Source organism: Streptomyces alboniger, assembly GCF_008704395.1.
Lineage (GTDB): Bacteria > Actinomycetota > Actinomycetes > Streptomycetales > Streptomycetaceae > Streptomyces > Streptomyces alboniger.
The window spans coordinates 991,766-1,017,348 of record NZ_CP023695.1; the positions used below are offsets into that span (position 1 = coordinate 991,766).

Sequence of the window (25,583 nt, forward strand, 5' to 3'; positions counted from 1 at the left end):
AGTGGTCACGGCTTCTCGGTCAGCCACAGGCGGTTTCCGTTCACTTCCCCGGCGGGCCGCTCCCAGACGCCGGCGATGGCCTCGGCCAGCTCCTTGACGTCCGTGAAGCCCGCGAACTTCGCGTTGGGCCGCTCCGCGCGCATCGCGTCGTGCACCAGCGCCTTGACCACCAGGATGGCAGCCGCCGCGCGCGGCCCCTCCTCGCCCCCCGCCTTGCGGAAGGCGTCCGCGAGGGCGAGCGTCCAGGCCTCGGCCGCCGCCTTGGAGGCCGCGTACGCCGCGTTGCCCGCGGTCGGCTTGGACGCGCCCGCCGCGCTGATCAGCAGGTAACGTCCCCGGTCGCTGCGCCGCAGACCGTCCTCGAAGGCGAGGGTGGTGTGCTGCACGGTGCGGATCAGGAGCTTCTCCAGGAAGTCCCAGTCGGCGAGGTCGGTCTCGGCGAAGCTCTTGCTGCCGCGCCAGCCGCCCACGAGGTGGACGAGACCGTCGATCCGCCCGAACTCCTTCTCCGTGCGCGTCGCCCACTCACGGGCGGCGTCCAGGTCCAGGAGATCGACCGTGTCACCGATGACGGTGGCCCCGCCATGCGCGTACCGCGCGGCGTCCACGGCCTCGGCGAGGCGCGCGGGATCGGCGTCCGACGCCACGACCGTGGCCCCTGCCTCGGCCAGCCTCAGCAGCGTGGCGCGCCCGGCGGCCCCGGCGGCGCCGGCCACCGCGATCACGGCTCCATCGAGTACGGACATGGTCCTCGCCTCCTCCTGGCGGCCGCTCACGCGGCGACCCTCTCGGCGCCCGAGGCGGTGATCCCCTTGGTGGAGGCGATCACGTTCTTCAGCTTCTTGGAGAGCGCCTCATAGAACATGCTGAGCGGAAACTCGTCCGGAAGCACCTCGTCGACGAGCTTGCGCGGCGGCAGCGAGGTGTCCAGGGCGTCCGGGCCCTTGGCCCAGCGCGATCCGGGGTGCGGGGCGAGGTAGGTGGAGACCAGGTCGTAGGCGGCGAACCAGTGGACCAGCTTCGGGCGGTCGATGCCCGCGCGGTAGAGGTCCTCGATCTCGCCGCACAGCTGGTTGGTGACCTGCGGCGCGCGCTCCCAGTCGATGCGGAGCTTGTTGTCGGTCCAGCGGATCACGTCGTGCTTGTGCAGGTAGGCGAAGAGGAGCTGGCCGCCGAGCCCGTCGTAGTTGCGGGTGCGGTCCCCGGTGACGGGGAAGCGGAACATGCGGTCGAAGAGGACGGCGTACTGGACGTCCCGGCCGTGCCGGTTGCCCTCGGCCTCCAGCTTCACGGCCTCCTTGAAGGCGGTGAGGTCGCAGCGCAGCTCCTCCAGGCCGTACATCCAGAACGGCTGGCGCTGCTTGATCATGAACGGGTCGAAGGGCAGGTCGCCGTGGCTGTGGGTGCGGTCGTGGACCATGTCCCAGAGCACGAAGGCCTGCTGGCAGCGGTCCTGGTCGCCGACCATCTCACGGATGTCGTCAGGCAGTTCGAGCCCCAGGATGTCCACGGCGGCGTCGGTGACCCGGCGGAAGCGGGCCGCCTCGCGGTCGCAGAAGATGCCGCCCCAGGAGAAGCGCTCGGGGGCCTCGCGCACCGCGATCGTCTCAGGGAAGAGGACGGCCGAGTTGGTGTCGTACCCGGTGGTGAAGTCCTCGAAGGTGATGCCGCAGAACAAGGGGTTGTCGTAGCGCGTGCGCTCCAGCTCGGCCAGCCACTCGGGCCAGACCATGCGCAGCACGACCGCTTCGAGGTTGCGGTCGGGGTTGCCGTTCTGCGTGTACATCGGGAAGACGACCAGGTGCTGGAGGCCGTCCCGGCGGTCGGCCGCGGGCTGGAAGGCGAGCAGCGAGTCCAGGAAGTCCGGGACCGTGAAGCCGTCCTCCGCCCAGCGGCGCAGGTCCGCGACGAGCGCGTGGTGGTAGGCGGCGTCGTGCGGCAGCAGCGGGCTGATCTGCTCGACCGAGGAGACCACGCGGTCCACGGCCAGCTCGGCGGCAGCCTTCGCCGGGGCGCCCTCCGCCGCGAAGTCGATGGAGCCGTCCGCGGACTGCCAGGGCCTGATCTCCTCCACGGCCTCCTTGAGCACCGGCCACGCCGGGTGGTCCACCACCCGCACTTCAGCGGGAGGAACCGCGCCCTCCGTACCCGCCTGCACAAGAATTTCCGTCATGTCCCACCTTCCACGGGAGAACCTCGCGTATGGACACCGTATGTGTGCAAGGTTCTCCGGGACAAGGGGCACCTCCGGAAATTATCCTGCGCCACCCCCTCCTTCGCCGCGTTTTTTCCCGTCCCTCAGGAGTGAGCCGCTCGCTTCAGCGGCGGGGCAGGTCCGCCCGTACGGTCTTCCCCTGCGGGCCCGTGCTCACCTCGACCGCCAGGGCCAGGCTCCGCACCATCGGCCAGCCGAAGCCGCCGGTCCCTCCCGCGAGATCCGGCGTCCGCTCGCGCGGCGGGCGGGGGTCGGCGTCGGTGACGGCGACCGTGAGGGCGTCACGATGCGCCACCAGACGCAGCGAGCAGGCGTCGCCGCGTGCGTGTCGTATGGAATTGGTGACGAGCTCGGACACGGTCAGCTCGACGCTCGCCGCGGCCTGTACGTCCATGGCCGGACTGAGCCCGCTCATGAAGGCGCGGGCGAAATCCCTTGCCTGCGCGACGACTTCCGGCCGCTTGTCGAAGACCGTTCGGTCCAGGATCTTGCTACCGCACCGCGAATGATCCGTCCTCATACGCCCCTCCTCGATCAGGGGTGGACTGTACGAATGGGTCTCTTGCCCCCGAAGCCGACTTCTTAACGCCCGCCGCCGCGGCCGACACGGCCCGCCACCCCGCCCTGACGCGGCGTCACGAGGCCCACCAAGATCAAGCCGTGTGGTCGGCGTCACGCAACCTCTTCGCATTGATGGGGACATGAAGCGCGAGGAGGCGGGTAGTCGCTGGCTCACCAGCCCACAGGGGACGAGGGGGGCTGGCGGACAGGGAGGTAGACATGACGATGGCCACCAGAACGCAGATGGACACCGGCATCACGGAGCTGCCGGAGGTGGTGGATCCGCAGGCGGTGACGCCGAAGGACTCCCGCGCCTTGTCCCAGTTGTTCTTCGATCAGCTCGCGGTGCTCGAAGAGGGCACGGCCCAATACCAGTACGTACGCAACACCCTGATCGAATTGAACATGTCGCTGGTCCGGTATGCGGCCGGGCGTTTCCGTAACCGCGGCGACGAGATGGAAGACATCGTCCAGGTCGGCATGATCGGCCTGATCAAGGCCATCGACCGGTTCGAGCTGTCCCGCGAGGTGCAGTTCGCCACCTTCGCGGTCCCTTATATCGTTGGAGAGATCAAGCGTTTCTTCCGTGACACGTCCTGGGCGGTGCACGTCCCGCGCCGTCTTCAGGAGGCCCGTGTCGAACTCGCCAAGGCCACCGAGGAGCTGAGCAGCCGCCTGGGGCGCTCCCCCACGGTGGACGAGCTGGCCGCGCTGATGAACCTGACGCCTGAGGAGGTCATCGAGGCCCGCCTCGCCTCCAACGGCTACAACTCCGCGTCCCTGGACGCCGTCCTGCACGGCGACGGCAACGACGAGACGCCCCTGGCCGACTTCATCGGCGAGGAGGACCCCTCCCTGGAGCTGGTGGAGGACTTCCACGCGCTGGCTCCCCTGGTCGCCGAACTCCCCGAGCGCGACCGGGAGCTCCTGCATCTGCGCTTCGTGGAGGAGCTGACCCAGTCGCAGATCGGCGAACGCCTCGGGGTGTCCCAGATGCAGGTCTCGCGGCTGCTCTCGCGCACCCTGGCGAGCCTGCGCAAGGGAATGCTCCCGGCCGCCGGCTGAGACCGGGCCCCGGAGATCAGCTCCTGCCGTGCCAGTCGAGACAGACGATCATGGCGTCGTCCTCCGCGTCGATGGGACCCCGATGACCCGCCAGCTCGTGGAGCATGGCCCGCGGCACCTGCGAGGGAGGCAGCAGGCGCGTGCTGGCCATGGCGCGGGTGAGCGCTCGTTCGCTGTAGCGCTCACCCGCGGGCGAGGCCACGTTGTAGACGCCGTCGCTGACGAACAGCAGCCGGTCCCCGGGCTCCACGTGGAAGCGCTGGGTGGCGTACAGGGTGTCCTCGAACATGCCGAGCGGGAGCTGTGCCTCGAGCTCGATAGCCTCCGCCCTGCCCTGCCGCATGCGCCACATCTTGGGGGAACCGGCGTCGATGACCTCCGCCTCCCCCGTCTCCAGGTCGAACCGGAGCAGCAGCATGGAAAGGTGGACGTCGCCGCGGTAGTGGCCGTAGACCGCCTGGTCCGCGAGGCACGCCTGGTCGGGCAGCGACAGGCCGGCCCGGCGGGCGTTGCGCAGCGCGTTGATCGCCAGGTTGGTCAGGAGGGCGGCCTCGATCCCCTCCCCCATGCCGTTGGTGACCGTGAGCGTGAGGTGGTCGGCCGAGGTCGACCAGTCGAAGTTGTCACCGTAGATCGCGTACGCGGGTTCGAGCTGGGCCCCCAGTTCGTACTCGGGGCGCGAGCAGGAGCGGCCGGGCAGCAGCTGCCACTGCATCTCGGCGGCGAGGGTGAGCCGGTCGGCGCGGCGGGCCTGGAGGTAGAGGTCCGTGTCCCGCTCCGCGACGACGATCTCGTGGCCGAGGACTTCCGCGACATCCTCCAGCTCACGCGCGGTGACGCTGTCGTAGGCGTCGGCGGGGAGCCGGACGGTGAGGATGCCGAGGCGGTCGCCGCGCACGCTGACGGGCAGGTGCACGGTCACGGCACCGGCCGCCTCGTCCGTCTCGACATGGGCTTCCTGGGCGCCGAAGGCCCGGCCCGGGGCGCTGGTGTGGACGGAGATGGGGTCGGCGGTATAAGGGAGCGCGTCGACCGGCTGGAGTATGGTCATCGCGTAATCCGCCACCAGAAGGTCGACGGACACCGCGTCGTAATGGACGGTGAGTGTGTCCCGCACCGCTTCGAGGAGATCGTGCGGCGCGGCCCCGCGCAGTGCGCGTTCCACCACCCTGAATCTGTCCACCTGCCGGTTACCGCCTATCTGGAATGTCACAGTAAGAAGGAGCGAACGGCCCCGCATGTCTCAGCGACTGACAAGGCCATTGCGAAGTGTCACAGTTGAGGGCATGAATCCCGTCCCCGCCCGCAACGGCGATCGAGAAACCGCCGCCCACGCGGTCCGGGATGTCATCGAACTGCTCGAAGTGCTGTGGAACAAAGGCCGGGACATCACCACGACCGCCCCGGTGTCCTCGTCACAACTGCGAGTGCTGTACGTCCTGCACGGCGCCCAGGGGATCAACCTCCGCACGCTCGGTGAGGTGCTCGGGTCCGCCCCCTCGTCGGTGAGCCGTATGTGTGACCGCCTTCACGCGTTGGGCTTCATCGAGCGCTCTCTCAGTTCCGCCAGCCGGCGCGAGCTTGAGCTGCGCTTGTCCGGCAAGGGAGAAAGCTACCTCAAAGAATTGCGGGCACGTCGTGAAAGTGCCCTGCTCGAGGTCATCTCCGGAATGACCCGGACAGACCGGGCAGCACTCGAAACAGGTCTGAGCGGGTTCCGCACGGCCGTCGAGGAGACCTCCCCGCGGAGCGAGCCCGCGGCCGGCGACGCGGTGGAGACCGCCTGACCCCCGCCCGGCCGACGCGCTCGCCTCGCCGTACGCGATCACGTCGTCACGCACCCTCACCTCGTCGTGCGCCCCGGCCCCGCGCCCGCCGCACGCCGGTCCGCGGGATCTGTGCGCTTCCGCCTCGTTGTCCCAGTGGGGCGGGCGAGTTGACGACAGGTCACCGATGGGCGGCCTTTCGATGATCGACATCGTCGACTAACGTTTGTCGTGCGACAACAATTGCTAAGGTGGATGTAATGAACGCCAGTGAACCCGAGGCCCGGCTCAGCGTCAGTGCGGCGCTGCGCGAGCAGGGGGAGAAAGTGGCCGACCGCTGGGTGCAGCTCCAGCTGGAACGATCCGTTCTGGGAGCGGGCCTCACCGAAGCCGAGCTTCGCGAGGAGGCGGACGCCTTCGTCGACGCCCTGCGCGCGGGACTGGAGACCGGACATCCGGTCGACCGGGTGGCGACCGCCCACCCCGAACTGCGCCAGGCGATCGCCGACCTCTCGCTGCGCAGAGCGCGGGGCGGCGCCACCCCCACCGCGACCTCGCTGGCCGTCCTGGCCCTCAAGGAAGCGGTGCTCGAAGCGGTGCAGGAGCAGGCGCACGACACCCACGCCCTGTACCACGCGGCCGTGTTCGTCAACCGCCTCCTCGACACCGCGGGCGCCCTGTCCTTCGCCACCTACGTGGAGGGCCGCGAGGAGATCATCCGTCGGCAGAGCCGGCAGCTCCTGGAGATCTCCACACCAGTGGTCCGGCTGTGGGACCGGGTCCTGGCCGTCCCGCTGATCGGCACGCTCGACACCACCCGCACCCAGGTGGTGATGGAGAACCTCCTCCAGGCCATCGAGCGCGACGAGGCGCAGGTGGCGATCATCGACATCACGGGCGTCCCCACCGTGGACACGGCCGTCGCGCACCACCTCATGCAGACCGTCAACGCCGTACGCCTCATGGGCACCGACTGTGTGATCAGCGGCATCCGCCCGCCGATCGCCCAGATCATCGCCCAGCTCGGCATCGACCTGTCCGCCATCCTGACCCGCGCGACCCTCGCCGACGCCCTGGCCGCGGCCATCACCCTCACCGACCGGCCGCTGCGCTCGGCGGACCCCGTGGGCCCGCGATGACCGGCGGCCCCCGCGGCGGTGTGCCGATCCTGCGTCTGGGCGACGTACTCGTCACCGGACTGCTCAACGAACTCGACGACAAGAGCGTCATCGCCTTCACCGAGGAACTCACCGAGCGCATCGTCGACGACCGCGCCCACGGGGTGCTCATCGACATCTCCCGCCTCGAGCTGATCGACTCCTTCGTCGCCCGCACCCTGATGGAGCTCACCACGACGGCGCGCCTGTTGGGTGCGCGAGTCGTCGTGGCGGGTATGCGTCCCGCCGTGGCCATCACCCTCGTCGAACTGGGCCTGCAACTGTCAGGCGTGGAGACCACGTTGAACGCGGAGCAGGGCATGCGGGCGCTGGGCTGGGAGAAGGCGCCGGCGCCACCGACCGGGAGGGGGATCAGTTGACCCTCTACGGCGACCTCGACGAGATCCCCACGATCCCGCCCCCCACATCCGCGGACCGCCGTCCCGAGCCCGACAGCTCCCGTGTGACCCATGAGATCCGTGCCGAGGAGGACCTTCTCTCCGCGCGGCACGCCGTGCGCGAGGCCACCCTGCACGCCGGTTTCGGCCTGGTGGACCAGACCCGTATCGTCACCGCGGCCAGCGAACTCGCCCGCAACGCCTACGTGCACGGCGGAGGCGGCACGCTGGTCATCGAATCCGTCCGGCGGAGCGGCCGTCAGGGGCTGCGGCTCTCGGTGAGCGACGACGGGCCGGGCATCGCCGACCTCGACGCGGCGTTCACCGACGGCTACACCACCGGCGCGGGCCTTGGGCACGGGCTCGGTGGGGCGCGCCGCCTCATGGACGAGTTCGACGTGACCAGCGCGCCGGGTCGCGGGACGACCGTCACCGCCGTCCGCTGGAACGGGCCGCGGTGAACGCGATGAACGCCGTGGGCGGCGTGGGTGGCGTGGGTGGCGTGGGTGCCATGAACGCCTTGGTGACCCCCACCACACTGCACGTTCCCATCGATCACCACAGCGCCGTGCAGACCGCGGCGAACCGCGCCCGCGCCCTCGCCCACACCTGCCGTATGCCGGGAGCGCTGCCGGACCAGGCGGCCGTGCTGGCCAGTGAACTCGCCAGCAACATCAGCAAGCACGCCAGCAACGGAGCGCTCTTCCTCCAGCCTTCGCCCCTGAGCGGGCGCTCCCCGCTGGACACCGCGCTGGACATCGTCGCCGTGGACAACGGCCCCGGCATCCCCGACATCGGCCTCAGCCTCACCGACGGCTACAGCACCACCAAGACCATGGGCGCGGGTCTTGGCGCGGTGCGGCGCATCGCCACGGACTTCGCCCTGCGCTCCGCGGCCGGTGGCGGCACCCTCGCCCACGCGCGGCTCGCGGTCCCGCAGGGGCGGCGGCCAGGAGCCGACATCGGCGCCCTGTGCCTGCCGGCCGCCGGGGAGCAGATCTGCGGGGACGGATACGCGGTCGTCGAGGGCGACGGGAACTGGACGGGCCTGGTCATCGACGGGCTCGGCCACGGCCCCGAAGCGGCGGCGGCCAGTCAGCGGGCCGTGCGCACCTTCCTGTCCTGCGCGGACGCCCCGCTGCCCGAGGTGCTCAGCGCCCTGCACAGCGCCCTGCGGCACACGCGCGGCGCCGCCGCGGCGGCGGTCAGGGTGGGTTCCGGTCGCGCCGAGTACTGCGGGGTGGGCAACATCCGCGCGGCGGCCGTGTCCGTACACGGCGTCCACCGGCAGCTCACCGGGCACGCGGGCATCGTCGGCTACAACCTGCCCACGCCGCGGAGCCGGGTTTTCGACCTGCCCGACCGTACGGCCGTGGTCCTGTACACCGACGGGATCGACCACCGATGGACGCAGGATCCGCCCCCCGGCCGACTGAGCCTGCCGCCGGCCCTGCTCGCGGCTTCCCTGGCCCACACCCACCGGCGTCACCGCGACGACGCCACCGTCCTCGCCCTCGGCAGCCCTCTGGGGATCGGATGACCACCGCCACCTTCCGCACACCCGCCGCCCTGCGCCGCACCGTACGCGGCATCGCCCTCACCTACCGGCTGCCCGCCGAGGACAGGGCCCGGATCGTGCTGTCCCTCAGCGAGACGGCCGCCACCGCGCTGAACGCCGGACGGCCGGTCACGCTGACCGCCACCGACGACGCGGGCGACGACGGAGCCGGCCGGCTGACCCTCGCGCTGGGCCTGCCCCGCCGTGAGGACGTCCAGGTGATGACCGATCAGCTTCCGCTGCCCGGCGAGGCGACCGCCGACGGCACGGTGGTGTGGCGGGTCCCCCTGCCCCAGGTCACGGCCCCGGCGGCCGCGCCGGTCACCGCCGTACTGCCGTGTCCTGCCGCGGCGCCCGTGGGCGCCGCCGCTCGCCGCAACGGCGACGCCGACCTCGCGCTGCTGGAGGAGGAACTGCGCGCCGCGCTCGCTCGCGCCGATCTCCTCGCCGACGAGCACCGCAAGCTCAAGCACGAACTGGCCGAGACCAACAGCGGGGTGCTCGCCCTCTACGTACAACTGGAGGAGCGGGACGAGGAGCTGCGCAAGGCGCACGGGCGGACCCTGCGCGCCCTGGAGGACGCGCTGCGGCCGCGTCCGCTGCACGTCGACGGCCTCGACCTCGCCGTCCACTACGCTCCCGCGAGCGACGACACCCCCACCGGCGGCGACCTCTACGACTGGTTCACCCTCCCGGACGGGACGGTGCACATCACCATCGTCGACGCCCTCGGCCACGGCATCACGAGCACGCGCACCGCGCTGACCGTCACCCACGCCGTGCGCACGCTCGCGCTCGAAGGCCACCCGCTGGAGAGCATCGTGGCGCGCACGGACGACATCCTGGCCCCCTTCGACCAGAACGTGATGGCCACGCTGCTGCTCGCCCACCTCGACCCCGCGAGCGGGCGGCTCTCGCTGGCCAACGGAAGCCATCCGCCGGCCCTGCTGATGCGCGCCGACGGGGAGGCCGACTTCCTCGAAGTCCGCGGCCGGGGCGTCGGCTTCCCCCTGCCGGGGAGCGAGCGGATCCTCACCACCACGCTCCGCCCCGACGACCTGCTGATCCTGTACACCGACGGCCTCACCGAGAGCCGCAGGGACCCGCGCGAAGGCGAGCGGCGCCTGGTGTCGACCGCCCGCCGTTACCGCGCGCGGCCCACGCAGGACGTCCCGGGCTCCATAGCGCGCGACATGCTGACCGACGTCCTCCACGAGGACGACACACTCGCCATGGCCGTCCGCTTCCGCTCCCCCACCGGCTGACGGCGTCCGGCTATCCCCTGCGCCGCAAGCGCGCCGAGAGGTGGTGCCGCAGCGACTGGCCGACGGCCGCGAGGTCGTGGGTGAAGGTGAGGGCGCCGGGGTCGGTCAGGGTGTAGCGGCGGCGGGTGGCGTCGACCTTCTTGGCAGTGGGCGTCAGGGCCACCTCGTGAGTGGCGAGGTCCACCGTGTCGCCGGCCGCGTGGCCGACCGCGATCTCAGCGATGCCGGTGGGCTGGGTGATCAGCGCCTCGACCCGGCCGTCGGGCTGGAGCCGCCACCAGCCGCTCTCCCTGGCCGAGGGGCGCAGGGGCCGGTCGTCGGCGTCCAGGAGCCAGGCGCGTGCCTCGTAGTGGAGGAAGGGGCGGCCGTCGTGGCTGAAGGTGACCTCCTGCGCGTAGGCGAAGTCCCCGTCGAGCGTCGGGTAGCCGCCGCTGCCCCGGCCGTGCCAGGTGCCCAGGAGGCCGAGCACCGGCGTGAGCAGCGGGTGCGGGGCCGGTGTCTCGTCGGGGCCGTGGGCGTCGGGGTACGGGTGCTGCGGTGCGGGGTCGAACACGGTTTCGGGCTCCTGGGGGTTGGGGGCGGCCGTCGGCGGTGACGGTGGCAGCCTAGGGCGTGTCCGGGACGGTGGGCCGCAGGAGTGACAAGGAGCGCGCTAACCGGCGGTTACGGGGTACTCATCGCAGCGAGCCCCACCCACCGGCCGAGAAGGAGCACTGGCATGGCGAGCAAGGACACGGCGAAGGACGTCGTCGAGCTGATCCTCGACGACCACCGGCGTATGGAGGACCTCTTCCGCGAGATGCGCAGCGTGGAGGGCGAGCGGGCCGCGGCCCTGCGGGAGTTCGCGGACCTGCTCATCGCACACGCGCTCGCCGAGGAGGCCGAGGTCTACCCCGCGCTCAAGCGCTACCGGGACATCGAGAACGACGAAGTCGAACACGGTGTCGAGGAGCACGAAGAGGGCAACAAGGCGCTCCTCGCTCTCCTGGAGGTCGACGAGATCGGCTCCGACGACTGGGACGAGAAGCTGGAGGAGCTGGTCGAGGCGGTGACCCACCACGCCGACGAGGAGGAGCGGACGATCCTCAACGGCGCTCGCGAGAACGTCGCGATGGAACGCCGCGAGGAGCTGGGCGCCGCCTTCACCGAGGAGCGCGCCAGGCAGCTCAAGGCGGAGTGCGGAAGCGTCGAGAACGTCCGTCGCATCGTGAAGTCCTGAGCGGCCCGCCCCGATCAGTCCTGGGTGGGCGGCCAGACCGGGCGGTGCGGTTCCGGCAGTTCGGCCAGGGCGTGGGCGACGGTCCTGTGGCTGGGGAGCAGTTCGTCGCTGCGGGTCTGCGCCAGCAGCTCCGTCAGCCGGCGGCCCGCCCCCGCCAGGAGGAGCCTGCCCTCACGGCGGTCCAGCAGCCACCGCATGGCCAGCAGACAGTTGAGCCCGCGCGAGTCGCAGAAGGTCAGGGCGGTGGCGTCCAGAACCAGGTGCCGGTGGCCCGAGTCGACGTACGCGCCGAGCGTACCCAGGAAGTGCGCCTCGCCGCTCTGGTCCAGCTCGCCGGTGACACGCAGCACCGCGCACGCGTCACAGCTCGCCAGCTCGGTGATGGCCAGACGACGGATCTGCGTGGACATCGGCGCCTCCATCTCTACGCGGCGCCACCCTACGCCCGCGACGCTCGGTGATCGGCACTCTTATGGGGGAGTGTGCCCCGCATCTCGCCGGGCATCCGACGCGGGCGGCCGACCGTCGCGGGCGCCGAGGCCCTTGGCGGGGAGCGGACACTCCCGGAGATACTCCTGGAGATGCTCCTGGAGACAGCGGTGCCCAACTGCCCTGACATAGAGGTGTTTTCGGTGGTTCGGGCCGGGCCCGCGGCTACCCTTGTCGGGTCACCACCCCGCAGGCGGGGGCGGCTCGGCAGAGGGAGGGTGCGTGGATGGGGGCACTGTAGGGCTGCGTATCGCGTCGGCGGTGATCGCGCCGCTGCTCAAGCGGTTGCTGCTGCCTCCCGCCAAGGCGCCGGGCGCACAGTTCCAGGACCGGCCGATCCCGGTCCGGCGCCTCATGGCCTTCTCCCGCGAGCACCGCACCCTCACCGAGGACGACCTGCACCGGATCGCCCGCGAACTGGTGCGGCGCGCGGTGCGGGCGGCGGGTCCCTACGACCCGCCGGTCGGCGCCGACGAGAAGGACGCGGTGGGGCTGGCGCTGACCCGGACCCTGCACGCGCTCGGCGACCTCGACATGGACGACGTCCAGGCGTTCGCGCTGGGTCCCGAGCAGCTGGCCGCCGAGCTGTCGAGGCGGGCGGGGCCCGAGACCCGCAGGCTCCTCAGCGACGACGCCGCCCGCTTCCACGACCGGCTCCTGGAGACGGCCTGTGTGCACGTGGTGCGGTTCTTCAGCGAGCAGCCGGGGTTCGCGGCCCGCACGCAGATCGAGCAGAGCCGCGAGGTCCGTGAGCAGAGCGAGCGGCTCGACCGGATCCTGGAGCGCCTTCCCGACATCTCCGCGCAGGACGCCCGGTTCGAGGAGGAGTACGCGCGCTACGTCGTCCGGAGCCACGGCAGGCTCACCATCCACGGCGTCGACCTGCGGGAGCCCGCGGGCCAGGAATGGCCCCTTGAGGCGGCCTACTTGAGCCTGGAGGCCACCCCCTACCGCAGCGGCCCGTCGGAGGCCGCCCCGCTGGCGGACGGCGAGTCGCCCGAGCGTGCGGCGGCGCCGGTGGAGACCACCCTCGCCACCCACGACCGAGTCCTGCTGCGCGGCGTGGCGGGCACCGGCAAGACGACGCTCGTGCAGTGGCTGGCCCTGACCACGGCACGGCAGGACCGGGTGCCCGGCTCGCTCTCCCAGCTCCTGGGCCGCGTGCCCTTCGTACTGCCGCTGCGCGCCCTGGCCCGCAAGGGCGCCGAGCTGCCGATGCCCCAGGACTTCCTGCGCTGGATCGACTGCCCGCTGCTGGGCACCGACCCCGAGGGGTGGGCCACGCGCGTGTTGCAGAACGGCCGCGCGGTGATGCTGATCGACGGGGCTGACGAGATCCCGAAGGGTGAGCGCGGCCGCGTCAAGACGTGGCTCAAGAAGCTCCTCGCCGTCTTCCCCGGCAACCTGTGGCTGCTCACCTCGCGTCCCTCCGCCCTGGAGCAGGGCTGGCTCGGCCAGGAGGGCTTCCACGAGTTCGTGCTCAGCGAGATGCGGCCCGCCGACATGCGGCGTTTCATCGAACGCTGGCACTCGGCGGCGGGGGCGCCCGCCCGGCTCGGCGAGTCGTTGACGCTCGCGCTGCGCAGCAGGCCGGAGCTGAGCCGCCTCGCGACCAATCCGCTGATGTGCGGGCTGATCTGCGCCCTGCACCGGGAGCGCCGCGGTTTCCTGCCGCGCGGGCGCGCCTCGCTCTACGAGGCCGCGCTCGCCATGCTCCTGGAGCGGCGCGACGTGGAGCGCGAGGTGTACGGCGGCGGCAACGGCACCCCGCAGCTCGACCAGAGGTCCGCCACCGAGCCCCTGCGGCGCCTCGCGTACTGGCTGATCCGCAACGAACGGACCCAGCTGGACCGCGCGGACGCCGTGGACGTCGTACGCCGTCTGATGCCGTCGGTGGAACGCCTCGCGGAGATCGGAGAGGCGGAGGACGTCCTCCAGCTCCTCCTGGAGCGCTCGGGACTGCTGCGCGAGCCCGCCCAGGGCGCCGTCGACTTCATCCACCGCACCTTCCAGGACTTCCTCGGCGCCCAGGCGGTGCTCGAGGAGCGGGACATGGGCATGCTGGTGAACAACGCCCACCTGGAGCAGTGGGAGGACGTGGTGCAGATGGTCGTCGCCCAGGCCCGCCATCACGAGCGGGGCGAACTGCTCACCCGGCTGCGCGAGCGCGGCGAGCGCGAGAGGGACCCCGGCGTCCAGGCGCGGCTGCGGCTGCTCGCGCTCGCCTCCCTGGAGCAGGCCACCAGCGTCGCCCCGGCGGTGCGCGAGGCCATCGAGGACCAGGCGGCGCGCATGGTGCCGCCGCGCAGTCTGCGCGAGGCGAGGTCCCTGGCACGGACGGGGCCGCTGCTGCTCGGCCTGCTGCCCGGCGCCGACGCCTTGACGGGCGACGAGGAACTGGCCACCGTCCACGCGATCTGCCAGATCGGCGGGGACGCCGCCATCCCGCGCCTGCGACAGTTCCTGCACACCGGCCAGAGCGCCGTACGCGCCCAGCTGCTGCACCACTGGGACCGCTTCGACCCCGAGGTGTACGCGGAGGAGATCGTCCGGCCGCTCCTGGACATCGCGCCCGAGGAGATGGTCACCGTGCGCTCGCGCGCCGAGCTGGACGCGCTGCGCACGATGTCCGGCTACCAACGCGTCAGCCTGCGGGGCGACTTCACGCCCGACGACGTCCGTTCGGCGTTCGACGCACGCCATCTGCGGGAGCTTCGGCTGCGCGACATCCTGTCGCTGGACTCCCTGGAGGTGCTGTCCGGCTACACCGAGCTGGAGTCGCTCGGGCTGCGCGGCTGCCGCAACCTCCAGGATCCGCTGCCGCTCACCCGGCTCCCGCGGCTGCGGCGGCTCGCGCTGCGGGACCTGCCCCGCTTCGAGCCGCTGCACGAGCTGGCCGGCTGCGCGCGGCTCGACACACTCCTGATCGGCGCGGACGTTCCCTGGCGCGGCCTCACCGACCTGCCCTGCCCCGAGCGGCTCCAGGTCCTCTCGCTGCCGCCGACCGCCACCCGCCTCACGGACATCGCGGCCTGCGAACGCCTCGCCGAGCTGCACCTCCAGGAGGCGAGCGAGCGGCTGACGCCGGATTCCTGGGGAGCGGAACTGGGCAAGCTCACCGGACTGCGTACGCTCACGCTGACCTCGGCGCAGCTGAGCATGCTGCTGTTCGCGCCGCGTACGCAGCTTCCCCATGTCACCCGGCTGAGCGTGCACGCCGGGGCGGGCGCCGCCGTGCCACTGCGCCGGATCGCCCTGCGCCTGCCCGGGCTTGAGGAGATCCAGCTCCTGGAGGCGGCCGAGGTCGACCTCGCCTCGCTCGGCTCGCTGCACCGGCTGCGCCGGGTGCGGCTGGCGTATCCCGGTGAGGTACGCGGTTCGGAGGCTCTCGCGGGCGACGTGGAGCTGTCCGTCTACCCGCAGCCTTGATATCTGACCGCGGATATCCGCCCGCGGCCTTGATTCTGTCCGCGGCCTTGATCGACGGACTGACACCGGCTGTGCGCAAAGGGTAAGTTCTATGGCCCCAAGCACGGTTGACAAGGAGCGGTACCACGGAGACGGGGGATCCAGTCGGATGGACAGTGCGGAAGACGTGCCGCTGTACGGCAGGGACCCTCTCCTGCGCGCGCTCGTCCCGCGGCTGACCGGCCTCAAGTACGACGAACGCGCGCGCACCGCACGCGAGTTCCAGCACGACCTGCCCGTCGTCCTGGTGACGGGGCGGCACGGCATGGGGCGCAGCGCCGTGCTGCGAGAGCTGGCCGCGCACTACCGCGACCGGCTTCCTCTCGCCCATGTCAGGATCGCGCCCGCCGGTTACACGTCGTTCTCGCCGGCCGCATCCGACGCCGACGGTGACGTCGCCACCGATCTGGTCGGCGTCCTCATGGAGCTGGCGCGTCAGCTGGCGCCTTCCTACCGGCGCCCCTTCCCCGTTCTGCTGCCCGGCCTGTTCGCCGTCTCCAGCTGGGACCCGGGAGACGACGCCGACCGGGACGCGGCCTGTCTGCGGCTGGCCCGGCTGCTGATCGCCTGCCACCTGGCCGACGGGCCCGAACAGGAGCTGCGCCAGGCGTGGGCCGGCGCGGTCGAGGCCCGTGTCGAACCGGTCGTCCCCCGGGCGCCCGGGGGGCCGGGGAGCGGAGCCGCGAGCATCTCCCGCGCGCTGCACCGCGAGTACGCGCACCGGTACCGCGCGGGCGCCGAGCGGGACTGGTACCGCGGCCGCTTCCCCCAGCTCACCGAGGACGCCGACCCCGTGGAGCTGCTCGGTGACTGGTACCACCAGGGCGGGGACTACCGGCGGTCGGTCGAGCGGACGCTCGTGGCCGCTTTCCGGCACGATGTCGCCGGTTCCTACGGCCGGTTGCAGCGCTGGAACCGCGAGCCGTGGCCCCTGGTGCTCCTCGACGACGTGCATCTGCCCGCCGGGCGGCGCTTCCTCGACCTGCTCCTCGAACACCGGGCGATGCCCGAGTCCCCGGAGCGCGAGGAACTGGTCGTCGTGGCCACCCGGCTCGGCGAACCGCCGGGCAACGACCCCGGCCCGGTCCGGCGCCAACTGGCCGATCTGGTGCGCACGTCCGGCTGGGAGCGCCGCGGCACCACGCCGTCCGCGGGCCTGCTCACCGTCCCCCTCACCCCGTTGAGCCGCGACGACGTCCTGCCGCTTCTGGAAGCCGGTTCGGCGGGCGCTCCCCTCCACCCCTATCTCGCCTCCGCCCTGCACACGCTGACCGGCGGCCATCCCGCGGCGACGACCATGCTCTGCTCCGCGGTGCGCGCCGCGACCCGCGCGGGTCTGGCCGTGGCGCCGCGGGACCTCCTCGAACTGTCCGCGAAGGACGGCCGCCCCGTCGGCGAGGCGCTGCTGGAGCGGCTGCTCCCGGACCGGCGCCAGCGTGACCGGCTGACGCTCCTGTCCCTGGCGAGGGACAGCACGGCCGCCGAGGAGCTGGCGACCCGGCTGCGTCTTGAGGGCCCGGAGCAGCTGCCCGCGAACGCGGTCACCGACTACCTCGAACAGCAGCACTGGCAGCGCCTGACGCCGCCCGAGAGCCCGCTGGTGACGGACCCGCTCCTCCAGAAACTCCTGGTGCACGAGGCCCGTCGGCTCTCCCCGGGGCCCGACGACAGCCGGGGCTGGCAGGAGATCCACCGTTTCCTGCACGACCACCACGCCCGGCGCGCCGACGAGGGCGAGGCCGACGCCCTGCGGCACATGCTCGCCGCGGGCGGCGTCGAGACGGTGGTGGCCTCGCTGGCGGAGTCGTTCCAGTCCGAGCGGGACGAGCGGGGCGCGGGGCACTGGCTGCGCTGTCTGCGGCATGCCGCGACCGCGCCCACACCGCCCGCGCGGGACTGGGAGGACGACCGTCTGCGGATCGCGCTCGGGGCGCACGACGGCCGCCGCTACGCCCATCTCGACGACACCGAGCGGTGCGTCAACCGACTGCTGCACGCCTTGTGGTACCTGTCCGAGCCGCACACGGAGCCGGATCCCGACACGTGCACGGCCATCGAGCAGGAGCTGGCCTATCTCTCCCTGCGCCATCCTTCCTGGCGCGTCACGCTCGGCCAGGCGGCCCGCCGATGGCCCGCCGCCGCCCGGGACAAGCGCCCCCTCCCCATACCAGGACAGTGAGGAAGCATGCTGTTCCGTCGCCATCCCCGCGAGTGGGGACCGATCGAGTGGGCCGCCGTTCTGGGTCTGGCCCTGGTGGCCGGGGTCGCCGTCGTCGTCGTCACCCTCGGCGCGCGCGGGCCCGGCAAGTGCGGTGACGACCTGCGCGAGCTGGGCGGGGACTGTGTCGGGGTGACCGAGAGCGCCTTCCACGCCGACCCGCGCCTCAAGAGCCTCATCGCGGCGGTGGCCGAGGAGAACGCGGAGGTGAGGCGGGACGCCGAGTCGCCCGCGGACAACGGCGCCAAGATCCCGTACGTGCGGATCGCGCTGATGATGCCGTACACCTCGGACGAGTCCAGCGCGATGACCACCGACATGATCCGCCGCGCTCTGGCCGGGGCGCTGGCCGCTCAGCAGGAGGCCAACAGCGGTAGCGGGCCCCACTACCAGCTGCTCCTGGCTCCCGACGGCCGCAACCTCGACCACTGGGAGCCCGTGGTCGAGCGGCTCAGCGAGCTGGCCAAGGACAAGAGCGCCCCGCTGGTCGGCGTGACGGGGATTCCCAGCAGCACTCCGGAGACACGGCGGACGATCGCCGCGCTCAGCGAGCACGGCATCCCCACCGTCGGGCCCGTCATCACCGCGGCCGACATGAACGCCGGCCACTTCTTCAAGACGTCCCCGAACAACGACCAGTTCGCCCGCGCCCTGAAGCAGTACCTCGAGAAGCGGCCCGAGCGGGGCAAGGGCTTCCTGGTCTGGGACAACCGCAGCGAGGACGTGTACTCGCGGAATTTGCGGCGGGTCTTCGAGAAGCACTTCGACGACGCGTACGACTTCAAGGGCCACAACTCCAACTTCACGGGCTCCTCCGGCGCCGACAAGGGCATCCCCCAGCGGTTCACCGACGCCGTGCAGAAGATCTGCACGGCCCGGTCCGACACCGTCTTCTTCGCCGGACGCGACCAGGACCTGCCGGCCTTCGTCAAACGCCTGGCGCAGGAGGGCGATTGCGGCCGCGGCTCGGTCCTGCGCCTGCTCAAGGTGGGCATCGGCCTCGAACCGACCCTCACCACGGACGAGACCACGCGCTGGCTCAAGGAGGCGCGGGCCACGATCGTCGACGCGTCGTCCGTGGATCCGGCCTGGTGGGACGGTAAGAACGATCCGCCGCGGGCGCTCGGCCGCTTCCTCGACCGCTTCGGCAAGCTGGACAGGCAGCACGAGTTGGGGACCGCGCCGCTCAACGACGGGTACGCGGTGATGTACCACGACGCGTTCACGCTGCTCGCCGACGCCGTGGACCGCACGTACAGCGAGATCAACGAAGGCGCGGGGAAGCCGAAGGGGAAGGGTGCTCCGCTGATCCCGACGAAGAACGACGTCTACAACACCCTGATCATGCCGAGCATCTCCGCGAACGGGTGCAGCAACTGCCTGCGGGGCGCCGCGGGCAGTTACGGCTTCGAGGGTCCGGGGGCGAACGACCAGTGGGCGGTCTGCAAGCCGGTGCCGATCGTCGAGTACCCGGCCGCCAGGAGCGGTAGGGCGTCGAAGGAACCTCTGCCGCTGTACCGGACGTTCAGGGACGGCGACAAGGGCGGCAAGAAGGCCTGCCCGGACTGAGCACTTCGTACGGCACGGGCCGTGCCGTTGTCAGTGGCGGCTGGCAGCCTGGGCGGCATGGAGAGCGACGACGAGCAGTTGCTGCGCGGCCGGGTCTACGGCCAGGATCACGACAGTCCGGGCCCGCGGCCGGGGCAGCGCTACGCCGAGCTGGTCGGCGGCCCGCTGGACGGCCTGCTCCTGGACGTCACCGCGTGGACGAGCGCGGACTGGGTGCGGGCCGAGTCGGACACGGGGATCGCGCTGCCCACCGAGTTGGGGCGGTTCGGCGCCGGGGGCCGGGCGATGTACCGCCCCCGGCGGGGCGATCCGCGCCGCTTCGACTGGTCCGAGGACATTTTTTGAAGCGTGCGCGCCGGGCCTCGGCGGTAATATGACTGTCATGGCACGAGGTATCTGGTCGCAGAAGGTCCGCTCCGCCCGCTGACGGCGGCGCCCCTTCCCTGCTGAATGCGCGCTCGCCGTCCCGGTTCCCGCCGGGCGGCCCCTTCTTGCTGCCCGGCTCCACTGCGAGCTGCGGAGCATCCGTTGAACCTCAACCCGACCCCCGAAGCCCTGTCCCTGCCCGTCCGGGCAGGCGGCGGCGCGCACGTCCGTGCCGAGGGCGTCACCGTCAGCCGCGGGTTCCGGCGCGTCCTGGACGACGTCTCCCTCACCGTCTCCGCCCGGTCCCGGGTCGCCGTCGTCGGCGAGAACGGCCGCGGCAAGACGACGTTGCTGCACGTCCTCGCCGGAGTGCTCACGCCCGACGAGGGCAGCGTGCACCGGGCCGGCACGATCGGCCTGGCCCGCCAGGAGCTGTCCGCGCGGGACGGTGAGACCGTCGGCACCCTGACCTCCGAGGCGCTCGCCGCCTCGCTCACGGCACTCGCCGCGCTGGACGAGGCGACCCTCGCGCTGGCCGCGGGCGAGCCCACCGCCGACGACCGCTACGCCCTCGCGCTCGACGCCGCCACCCGGCTCGACGCGTGGGACGCCGAACGCCGCGTCGATGTCGCCCTGGAAGCCCTCGGCGCCTGCACCGACCGCGACCGCCCGCTGTCGACGCTGTCGGTCGGGCAGCGCTACCGGGTCCGCCTCGCGTGCCTGCTCGGCGCGCGCCACGACGTCCTGCTCCTGGACGAGCCGACCAATCACCTCGACGCCGGCGGCCTCGACTTCCTGACCCGCAGGCTGCGCGAGCACGACGGCGGCCTCGCCGTCGTCAGCCACGACCGGGCGTTGCTGCGCGATGTCGCCGACCGGTTCCTCGACCTGGATCCGGCCCGCGACGGGAAGCCGCGCCTGTACGCGGGTGGCTACGACGCCTGGCAGGACGCCCGGCGCCGCGAGCGTGAACGCTGGGAGCAGGACCACGAGGAGCAGCAGGCCGAGCACCGGCGGCTGAAGGACTCCGTGGCGAGGGCCCGCGACCGGCTCTCCACCGGCTGGCGTCCTGACAAGGGGACCGGCAAGCACCAGCGCCAGTCCCGCGCGCCGGGCGTCGTACAGGCCCTGAAGCGGCAGCAGGACGCCCTGGAGGCGCACCGGATCGACGTACCGGAGCCGCCGCCCGCACTGCGCTGGCCGGATCCGGGTGTCCGGCCCGGCGCCCCGCAGGTGCGGGCGCACGGCGTCGCGGTCGGCGGACGGCTCGCGGGACCCGTCGACCTCGCCGTCGACGGCGGCGACCGGCTGCTCGTCACCGGGCCGAACGGCGCCGGGAAGTCCACGCTGCTCGCGGTCCTCGCCGGGGCGATCAGGCCGACGGACGGGCACGTCCGTGCGGCGCGCGGGGCGCGGATCGTCCGGGTGACCCAGGAGACCGCCGCGTACGACCCCGGCCTCACCGCCCGCGAGGTGCACGCCCGCCACGTGGGACGGCTGGTGGCGCGTGGCGTGCTCCGCGACGCCGACGCGGTCCCGCTCGGGGCGCTCGGCCTGCTGGACTCCGACGCGGTGCGCACGCCGGTCGGGCGCATGTCGCAGGGGCAGCGGCGGCGCCTCGACCTGGCGCTCGCGCTGGCCGGCCGGCCCGGTCTCATCCTGCTCGACGAGCCGACCAACCATCTGTCGTCGACGCTCGTGGACGAGGTGACGGAGGCGATCCGCGCCACGAGCGCCGCGGTCGTCGTCGCGACGCACGACCGGCAGTTGCTGCGGGACCTCGCGCACTGGCCGCGTCTGGAGGTCGGTGCCTCTGCCGGGGTCAGGGCACGGTGATGTACCCCGGGGCGGGCAGGCGCGTGGCCGTGGTGGGCTCGTGGATGTCGGCCAGGGCCATGAAGAGCAGGGCCACGGCGAGGGCGCCGGGGTCCGGGACGCCGAGGGCGTGGTCCCCCACGTAGCTGGCCCGGCCGCGGCGGGGCCGCAGGGAGGCGGTGGCGAGCGCCCCGCGGATGGCCGCCTGGGCCGCTTCGGTGAGAGGCGCCTCGGCGGCCTCGTCCCGCGCGGAGGCGGCCAGCGACTGTGCGGCGGGGGCGAGGGCGTCGACCAGCGTGCAGTCGCCGGGGCTCGCGCCGCCGACCCGGTGGATGGCGGCGAATCCGGCCTCGGCGGCCTGCGCGAGCTCGGCTGCCGACGGTGCCCGGCCGTCCGCGGGCGAGGCCGAGGCCAGGTGCTGGAAGAGGAGGCCGAACAGCGGGCCGCTGGTGCCGCCGACGTCGTTGAGGAAGGCCTCGGCGAGGGCCGCCGTGCCGTCCAGGCCGCGCTCGTCGGCCAGCTTCACCGCCCGCCGTACGCCGCCCGCGAGGTTGTCGCCGAAGTCGCCGTCGCCGACGAGCTGATCGAGCTTGGTCAGGTTGTCGCGGACCTGCGTGACCGTCTGGGCGTAGCGGTCGAGGAGGGCCCGGTCGCCGCTCGGGTCCGACGCGGGGGCGGTGTCCCCCGGCGAGGCCGACGGGGCCGCGGACTCCTGCGGGGACCGCTCCAGGCCTTCGGCGGTGAGGGTGGGGCGCGGCAGGACGAGCGGGGTGCGGGTCGGGGCGGTCCACAGCTCGGCCCAGCCCTCGTCGAGCCGCGTCAGGGTGAGGGAGAAGCCCGCCATGTCCAGGGCGGCGGTGTAGGTGCCGGGCACGATGAGGACCGGCCGGACGCCGCGGGCGATCAGCTCGTCGTTGAGCAGGACGCCGATGGCGTTCAGCTCCAGCTCCGTGGTGGCGCCGAGGCCGTTGACGAGGGCGAGGACCTCGCTGGGGCCCTCGGGGAGCGCGTCGAGGAGGTCGTCGGTCATCCGCCGGACGAGGTCGCCGATGGCGGGGCGGGCGATGGTGCGGGTGCCGCGTTCGCCGTGGATGCCGACGCCGTAGTCGAGGGTGCCCTCGTCCAGGGTGAAGGCCGGGCCGGCGGTGGTGGGCGAGGTCTGGGCGCGGGCGGCGACCGCGATGCTGCGGGACGCGGCCACGATCCGCCGTCCCAGACCGGCCAGTTCTTCCAGCGTGGCGCCCCGGTCGGCGGCGGCGCCCAGCAGCTTCTCGACGACCACCGTGGCGGCGGTGCCCCGGCGGCCGGTCGCGCTGTCCACGCTGTCGGTCGCGAGGTCGTCGTCGACCAGCACCGTGGCGACCGGGATCCCGTCGTGCCGCAGGCGCTCCGCCGCGATCTGAAAGTTGATCACGTCGCCCGTGTAGTTCTTGATGATGAGCAGGACGCCGCCGCTCTTGGCCGCGGCCGCGCTCGCCTCGTAGATCTGCCGGTTGTGCGGGGAGGCGAAGATCTCGCCGGGACAGACGGCGTCCAGTCCCCCGCGCCCCAGGAGCCCGGTGTGCAGGGGCTCGTGGCCCGAGCCGCCGCCCGAGACCAGCGCGACGACGCGGTCGGGGTGCGGGTCGCGCGCCCGCAGGTACAGGGGGGAGCTGTGCACCTCGATCATCCCGGAGTGGGCGAGGGCCAGACCGCGGGCGGCGGTCAGCACGGGGTGGGTCTCCGGCAGGAAGTAGCTCATCGGTGAGTCTCTCCGTACGTGTGCGGGGCCTGCGGCGGGTGTGCGGTGGCGCAGGGTGTGCGGCCCTTGGGGGGCGTGGCCTTTCGGTGGGGCGGGTGCGGCCTCTCGGTGCGGCTGGTGCGGCCTCTCGGTGTGGCTGGTGCGGCCTCTCGGTGTGGCTGGTGCGGCCTTTGGGGCGCGGCGCCCACCATGGACCTCCTCCCGCCGTGAAGAACGGCACGCTCCGCTACCGGCATTCTCCCGTTCCGGTCCTCGGTTTTCTGTGCGACGCTGTCAACCTGCCTCGGCCCGGGCGCGCGATCGCGCAGGCCACGCGCTCCCGCCCGTCCGACAGCCCCCTCATCGGCCCCATCTTTGCGAGGTCTTTACCCTTGCCCGACGCACGACGCGAAGACCTCGGGCGGATGCTGCGCGCCTGGCGGATGGCGCGGGACCCGCGACTGCTGCCGGACCCCGTCCCGTTCCGCGGCCACCGCAGCTATCTCACGCAGCTCGACATGGCCCTGCTCCTCGGCGTGTCCGAGCGCTGGTACCGCGCGCTGGAGCGGGGCGAGGACCGCGGGTACGCGCCGGAGATGATCGCCGGGGTGGCCCGGATCCTGGACCTCTCCCCCGCGCGGGCGGACGCCCTGTACCGCGGCACGGGGCACCGGCCGCCACGCCGCCCGGCCGGCGACGCGGGGTCCGCGGGGTCCGGTCCCGACGAGGCGATGCTCGATCTGCTGCACCAGCAGCGCCGCGTGAGCTGGATCTGCGACCAGGCCTGGGACGTGGTCGCGGCCAACGCCGTGGCCGCGCGCCACTGCCCCTGGCTGGTCCACCCGGACGCGAACGTCATGACCTGGGCCTTCTCGCCGCAGGCCCGCTATCAGCTGCGGGACTGGGAGACCCGCTGGGCCGGTCCGCTGCTCGCCCGGCTGCGCCTGGCCTGGCAGCGCTGGCCGGACAACGAACGCCTGGACGAGGTGGTGCGGGCCGTGCGCGGCGAGCCGGGCGTCGCCGCGCTGTGGGACGGCGCGGCCGACGTCCCGGACCCGGATGACGCGCGGGCCCGCCCGATGTACTTCCCGCTGGTCTCGCCCGACCCGGTCGACGTACGCGTCATGGCCTACGGCCGTTTCGACGACACCGCGCTGCGCTGGATCGTCCTGACGCCCCTGGACACGGGCGTCACCTTCCCCTGACCCGGGGATGTCAGTCGACCATCGGGCGGTACACCGTCAGGGCCTCGGGGAGCTTGTCGATCAGGAGCGCGGTGGGGGCGTCCGCCACCTCGCCGTCGAACGCCATCTGGGTGCCCTCGGGCAGGCCGGAGATGAGGAGCCGCTGGGGCCGGGCGGCGGCGTAGACGCGGGTCCGGGTCAGCTGGCCCGCGAGCGCGGCGGCCAGCAGCCTGCTGCGCGCGAAGCGTCCGCCGTGCGCGATACGGACGTCCAGCAGGCCGTCGGCCAGGTCGTGGCGGCGGACCGGGGCGATGCCCACGCTGCGGTAGGCGCCGTTGCCCGCGAAGAGAAGCCATATGGAGCGGCGGCGGCCGTTCACCACGGCCCGCAGCGGGCGGCCCGTGCGCAGGATCTGGACGACGCCGAGCAGCGTGGCGGGCGGGCCGCCGATCTTCGGGGACCAGTGCTCCCTGCTGCGGACGAGGTCGGGGTAGCTGCCGAGGCTGAAGGTGTTGAGGAAGTAGGACGGTTCGGCGTGGGTCCTGCCGGCCGGACCGATACCGGCCAGCGGCTTGATGCGCCCGACATCGGCGCGCACCGCGCTGCCCTCGGCGACGGCGGCGCAGGCGTCCGCGACCGTGTCGACCCCGAGGTCGGCGGCGAAGTGGTTGAACGTGCCGCCGGGCAGCACCATCAGCGGCACCTTGAACCGCAGGGCGGGCGCCACGGCGGCGTTCACCGTGCCGTCGCCGCCGCACACCCCGAGCACGCCGCCGCGCCGGGCGGCCTCCCTCGCCGCCTCTTCGAGGACCTTGGGCAGGGCCCCCGCCTCCTCCTCGTACAGCACCACCTCGGCACGCGGCAGAGCGGTCCTCAACTGGCGTACGGGATCGGCGAGCTGAGGCTGCGCCCCGGAGGACGGATTGACCACCACGACCAGGCCCTCGCCCTCAGGCAGCGCGGGCGCGTCGACGCGCGGCCGTGCGGGCGGCGGGAGTTGGGCACGCGTGGGCACCATGCCGCGCACCGCGTAGGCGGCGCCGACGCCGAGGGCCGCGCCGACCAGGACGTCCCGGGGGCCGCGCATGCCGCCGCGGGCCTCGGCGTACGCGAGCGACGCGGCGACCGGGGCCACGGTCGCGCCCCAGCCCGGCGACTCCAGCGCCGCGCCCGCCGCGAAGGCGGCCGCCGAGGCGGAGGGGCCGGAGGGGTAAGGGCCTGTCAGCGGCTGCCGGGGCAGGCGCCGCAGCAAGGGGGCCGCGCCCTTGGCCGGGCGCGACTGGCCCACCGTGTGCTTGCCGAGGGCGTTGACCGTGGCCGAGGCCAGTGCCAGGGACGTGACGCCGCGCACCGCCGCGCGCCGCCCCCGCACCCCGCCGAACGCCCACATCCCGGCGGCGATCCCGCAGAACAGAAGTCGGTGGTCGGCGCCGAGCAGGCGCTGGGCACGGTGCGTCAAGAGATCTTTCATGCCCCCCGTATACCCCGCTTGTCGCCGGCGAGGCCAGAACGGCCGAGCCGGGTGATGTCGGCATTGTCATCCCGATGGG

22 protein-coding genes are annotated in these 25,583 nt (G+C 72.7%); 14 read left to right on the forward strand and 8 right to left on the reverse strand.

From position 1 onward, the window contains the following. Positions 1-5: 5 nt before the first annotated feature. The 3 genes from CP975_RS04155 to CP975_RS04165 form a co-directional block, all read right to left on the reverse strand. On the reverse strand, positions 6-746 hold the full coding sequence (locus CP975_RS04155) for an SDR family NAD(P)-dependent oxidoreductase (RefSeq protein WP_055535415.1): 741 nt from the start codon (positions 744-746) through the stop codon (positions 6-8). 26 nt (positions 747-772) lie between these two features. Further along, positions 773-2,173 (reverse strand): DUF6421 family protein, encoded by a 1,401-nt coding sequence (locus tag CP975_RS04160; RefSeq protein ID WP_150476581.1) that lies wholly within the window; start codon positions 2,171-2,173, stop codon positions 773-775. 145 nt (positions 2,174-2,318) lie between these two features. Beyond that, positions 2,319-2,735: an ATP-binding protein gene (locus CP975_RS04165; RefSeq protein ID WP_150476582.1), complete on the reverse strand. Its 417-nt coding sequence runs from the start codon at positions 2,733-2,735 to the stop codon at positions 2,319-2,321. A gap of 260 nt (positions 2,736-2,995) precedes the next feature. Here CP975_RS04165 and CP975_RS04170 point away from each other — a divergent pair, with 260 nt between their 5' ends. Beyond that, positions 2,996-3,841, forward strand: a complete 846-nt coding sequence (locus CP975_RS04170) for an RNA polymerase sigma factor SigF (RefSeq protein WP_055535417.1) — start codon at positions 2,996-2,998, stop codon at positions 3,839-3,841. A gap of 16 nt (positions 3,842-3,857) precedes the next feature. Here the strand turns inward: CP975_RS04170 and CP975_RS04175 are convergent, their stop codons facing one another. After that, positions 3,858-5,024: a PP2C family protein-serine/threonine phosphatase gene (locus CP975_RS04175; RefSeq protein ID WP_055535418.1), complete on the reverse strand. Its 1,167-nt coding sequence runs from the start codon at positions 5,022-5,024 to the stop codon at positions 3,858-3,860. 103 nt (positions 5,025-5,127) lie between these two features. Between CP975_RS04175 and CP975_RS04180 the strand changes: the two genes are divergently transcribed. The 6 genes from CP975_RS04180 to CP975_RS04205 all read left to right on the forward strand — a co-directional run bounded on the left by CP975_RS04180 (position 5,128) and on the right by CP975_RS04205 (position 9,985). After that, positions 5,128-5,628, forward strand: a complete 501-nt coding sequence (locus CP975_RS04180; protein ID WP_055535419.1) for a MarR family winged helix-turn-helix transcriptional regulator — start codon at positions 5,128-5,130, stop codon at positions 5,626-5,628. Between the two features lie 239 nt (positions 5,629-5,867). Then, complete coding sequence (locus tag CP975_RS04185; protein ID WP_055535420.1) at positions 5,868-6,746, forward strand: STAS domain-containing protein; 879 nt, start codon at positions 5,868-5,870, stop codon at positions 6,744-6,746. Beyond that, positions 6,743-7,144 (forward strand): STAS domain-containing protein, encoded by a 402-nt coding sequence (locus CP975_RS04190; protein WP_055535422.1) that lies wholly within the window; start codon positions 6,743-6,745, stop codon positions 7,142-7,144. The genes CP975_RS04185 and CP975_RS04190 overlap by 4 nt, the downstream gene beginning before the upstream one ends. An 83-nt stretch (positions 7,145-7,227) precedes the next feature. Then, the gene (locus CP975_RS04195) at positions 7,228-7,623 is read left to right on the forward strand and encodes an anti-sigma regulatory factor (protein ID WP_167532799.1); all 396 of its coding nucleotides are present in this window, start codon (positions 7,228-7,230) and stop codon (positions 7,621-7,623) included. Between the two features lie 5 nt (positions 7,624-7,628). Further along, positions 7,629-8,702 carry a SpoIIE family protein phosphatase gene (locus CP975_RS04200; protein ID WP_342788013.1) on the forward strand — a complete coding sequence of 358 codons (1,074 nt, stop codon included), beginning with the start codon at positions 7,629-7,631 and terminating at the stop codon, positions 8,700-8,702. After that, entirely contained in the window at positions 8,699-9,985 is a 1,287-nt protein-coding gene (locus CP975_RS04205; protein WP_055535443.1) for a PP2C family protein-serine/threonine phosphatase, read from the forward strand. Before CP975_RS04200 ends, CP975_RS04205 begins: the two co-directional genes overlap by 4 nt. A 10-nt stretch (positions 9,986-9,995) precedes the next feature. Here CP975_RS04205 and CP975_RS04210 read toward each other — a convergent pair whose 3' ends face one another. Further along, positions 9,996-10,538 (reverse strand): heme-binding beta-barrel domain-containing protein, encoded by a 543-nt coding sequence (locus CP975_RS04210; RefSeq protein ID WP_055535446.1) that lies wholly within the window; start codon positions 10,536-10,538, stop codon positions 9,996-9,998. Positions 10,539-10,703: 165 nt separating this feature from the next. Between CP975_RS04210 and CP975_RS04215 the strand changes: the two genes are divergently transcribed. Next, positions 10,704-11,204 carry a hemerythrin domain-containing protein gene (locus CP975_RS04215; protein ID WP_055535448.1) on the forward strand — a complete coding sequence of 167 codons (501 nt, stop codon included), beginning with the start codon at positions 10,704-10,706 and terminating at the stop codon, positions 11,202-11,204. A 14-nt stretch (positions 11,205-11,218) separates the two neighbouring features. Here CP975_RS04215 and CP975_RS04220 read toward each other — a convergent pair whose 3' ends face one another. Next, positions 11,219-11,614, reverse strand: coding sequence for an STAS domain-containing protein (locus CP975_RS04220; protein WP_055535450.1), 396 nt, complete (start codon positions 11,612-11,614; stop codon positions 11,219-11,221). Positions 11,615-11,915: 301 nt separating this feature from the next. Between CP975_RS04220 and CP975_RS04225 the strand changes: the two genes are divergently transcribed. The 5 genes from CP975_RS04225 (at position 11,916) to CP975_RS04245 (ending at position 21,150) form a co-directional block, all read left to right on the forward strand. Further along, positions 11,916-15,122: an NACHT domain-containing protein gene (locus CP975_RS04225; RefSeq protein ID WP_055535452.1), complete on the forward strand. Its 3,207-nt coding sequence runs from the start codon at positions 11,916-11,918 to the stop codon at positions 15,120-15,122. A 148-nt stretch (positions 15,123-15,270) separates the two neighbouring features. Beyond that, positions 15,271-17,340: an ATP-binding protein gene (locus tag CP975_RS04230; protein ID WP_055535454.1), complete on the forward strand. Its 2,070-nt coding sequence runs from the start codon at positions 15,271-15,273 to the stop codon at positions 17,338-17,340. 6 nt (positions 17,341-17,346) lie between these two features. Further along, entirely contained in the window at positions 17,347-18,948 is a 1,602-nt protein-coding gene (locus CP975_RS04235; protein ID WP_055535456.1) for an ABC transporter substrate-binding protein, read from the forward strand. A gap of 57 nt (positions 18,949-19,005) precedes the next feature. Further along, positions 19,006-19,293, forward strand: a complete 288-nt coding sequence (locus CP975_RS04240; RefSeq protein ID WP_055535477.1) for a hypothetical protein — start codon at positions 19,006-19,008, stop codon at positions 19,291-19,293. Positions 19,294-19,476: 183 nt separating this feature from the next. Continuing rightward, complete coding sequence (locus tag CP975_RS04245) at positions 19,477-21,150, forward strand: ABC-F family ATP-binding cassette domain-containing protein (protein ID WP_055535458.1); 1,674 nt, start codon at positions 19,477-19,479, stop codon at positions 21,148-21,150. Here the strand turns inward: CP975_RS04245 and CP975_RS04250 are convergent. Further along, positions 21,137-22,870: a dihydroxyacetone kinase family protein gene (locus tag CP975_RS04250; protein WP_055535460.1), complete on the reverse strand. Its 1,734-nt coding sequence runs from the start codon at positions 22,868-22,870 to the stop codon at positions 21,137-21,139. The genes CP975_RS04245 and CP975_RS04250 overlap by 14 nt on opposite strands. A 371-nt stretch (positions 22,871-23,241) precedes the next feature. On the opposite strand from CP975_RS04250, the gene CP975_RS04255 reads away from it, so the two are divergent. Further along, a complete protein-coding gene (locus CP975_RS04255) occupies positions 23,242-24,054 on the forward strand; it encodes a helix-turn-helix domain-containing protein (RefSeq protein ID WP_150476585.1) in 813 nt (270 codons plus the stop codon). A 10-nt stretch (positions 24,055-24,064) separates the two neighbouring features. On the opposite strand, the gene CP975_RS04260 is transcribed toward CP975_RS04255, so the two are convergent. Then, the gene (locus CP975_RS04260) at positions 24,065-25,504 is read right to left on the reverse strand and encodes a diacylglycerol/lipid kinase family protein (RefSeq protein ID WP_150476586.1); all 1,440 of its coding nucleotides are present in this window, start codon (positions 25,502-25,504) and stop codon (positions 24,065-24,067) included. Between the last annotated feature and the right edge of the window lie 79 nt (positions 25,505-25,583).

Coding starts and splice junctions, on each gene's coding strand:
- CP975_RS04190 (WP_055535422.1), top strand. CDS start 6,743: ATGACCGGCGGCCCCCGCGGCGGTGTGCCGATCCTGCGTCTGGGCGAC.
- CP975_RS04240 (WP_055535477.1), top strand. CDS start 19,006: ATGGAGAGCGACGACGAGCAGTTGCTGCGCGGCCGGGTCTACGGCCAG.
- CP975_RS04180 (WP_055535419.1), top strand. CDS start 5,128: ATGAATCCCGTCCCCGCCCGCAACGGCGATCGAGAAACCGCCGCCCAC.
- CP975_RS04260 (WP_150476586.1), bottom strand. CDS start 25,504: ATGAAAGATCTCTTGACGCACCGTGCCCAGCGCCTGCTCGGCGCCGAC.
- CP975_RS04200 (WP_342788013.1), top strand. CDS start 7,629: ATGAACGCCGTGGGCGGCGTGGGTGGCGTGGGTGGCGTGGGTGCCATG.
- CP975_RS04215 (WP_055535448.1), top strand. CDS start 10,704: ATGGCGAGCAAGGACACGGCGAAGGACGTCGTCGAGCTGATCCTCGAC.
- CP975_RS04235 (WP_055535456.1), top strand. CDS start 17,347: ATGCTGTTCCGTCGCCATCCCCGCGAGTGGGGACCGATCGAGTGGGCC.
- CP975_RS04220 (WP_055535450.1), bottom strand. CDS start 11,614: ATGTCCACGCAGATCCGTCGTCTGGCCATCACCGAGCTGGCGAGCTGT.
- CP975_RS04165 (WP_150476582.1), bottom strand. CDS start 2,735: ATGAGGACGGATCATTCGCGGTGCGGTAGCAAGATCCTGGACCGAACG.
- CP975_RS04205 (WP_055535443.1), top strand. CDS start 8,699: ATGACCACCGCCACCTTCCGCACACCCGCCGCCCTGCGCCGCACCGTA.
- CP975_RS04185 (WP_055535420.1), top strand. CDS start 5,868: ATGAACGCCAGTGAACCCGAGGCCCGGCTCAGCGTCAGTGCGGCGCTG.
- CP975_RS04155 (WP_055535415.1), bottom strand. CDS start 746: ATGTCCGTACTCGATGGAGCCGTGATCGCGGTGGCCGGCGCCGCCGGG.
- CP975_RS04170 (WP_055535417.1), top strand. CDS start 2,996: ATGACGATGGCCACCAGAACGCAGATGGACACCGGCATCACGGAGCTG.
- CP975_RS04160 (WP_150476581.1), bottom strand. CDS start 2,173: ATGACGGAAATTCTTGTGCAGGCGGGTACGGAGGGCGCGGTTCCTCCC.
- CP975_RS04230 (WP_055535454.1), top strand. CDS start 15,271: ATGGACAGTGCGGAAGACGTGCCGCTGTACGGCAGGGACCCTCTCCTG.
- CP975_RS04250 (WP_055535460.1), bottom strand. CDS start 22,870: ATGAGCTACTTCCTGCCGGAGACCCACCCCGTGCTGACCGCCGCCCGC.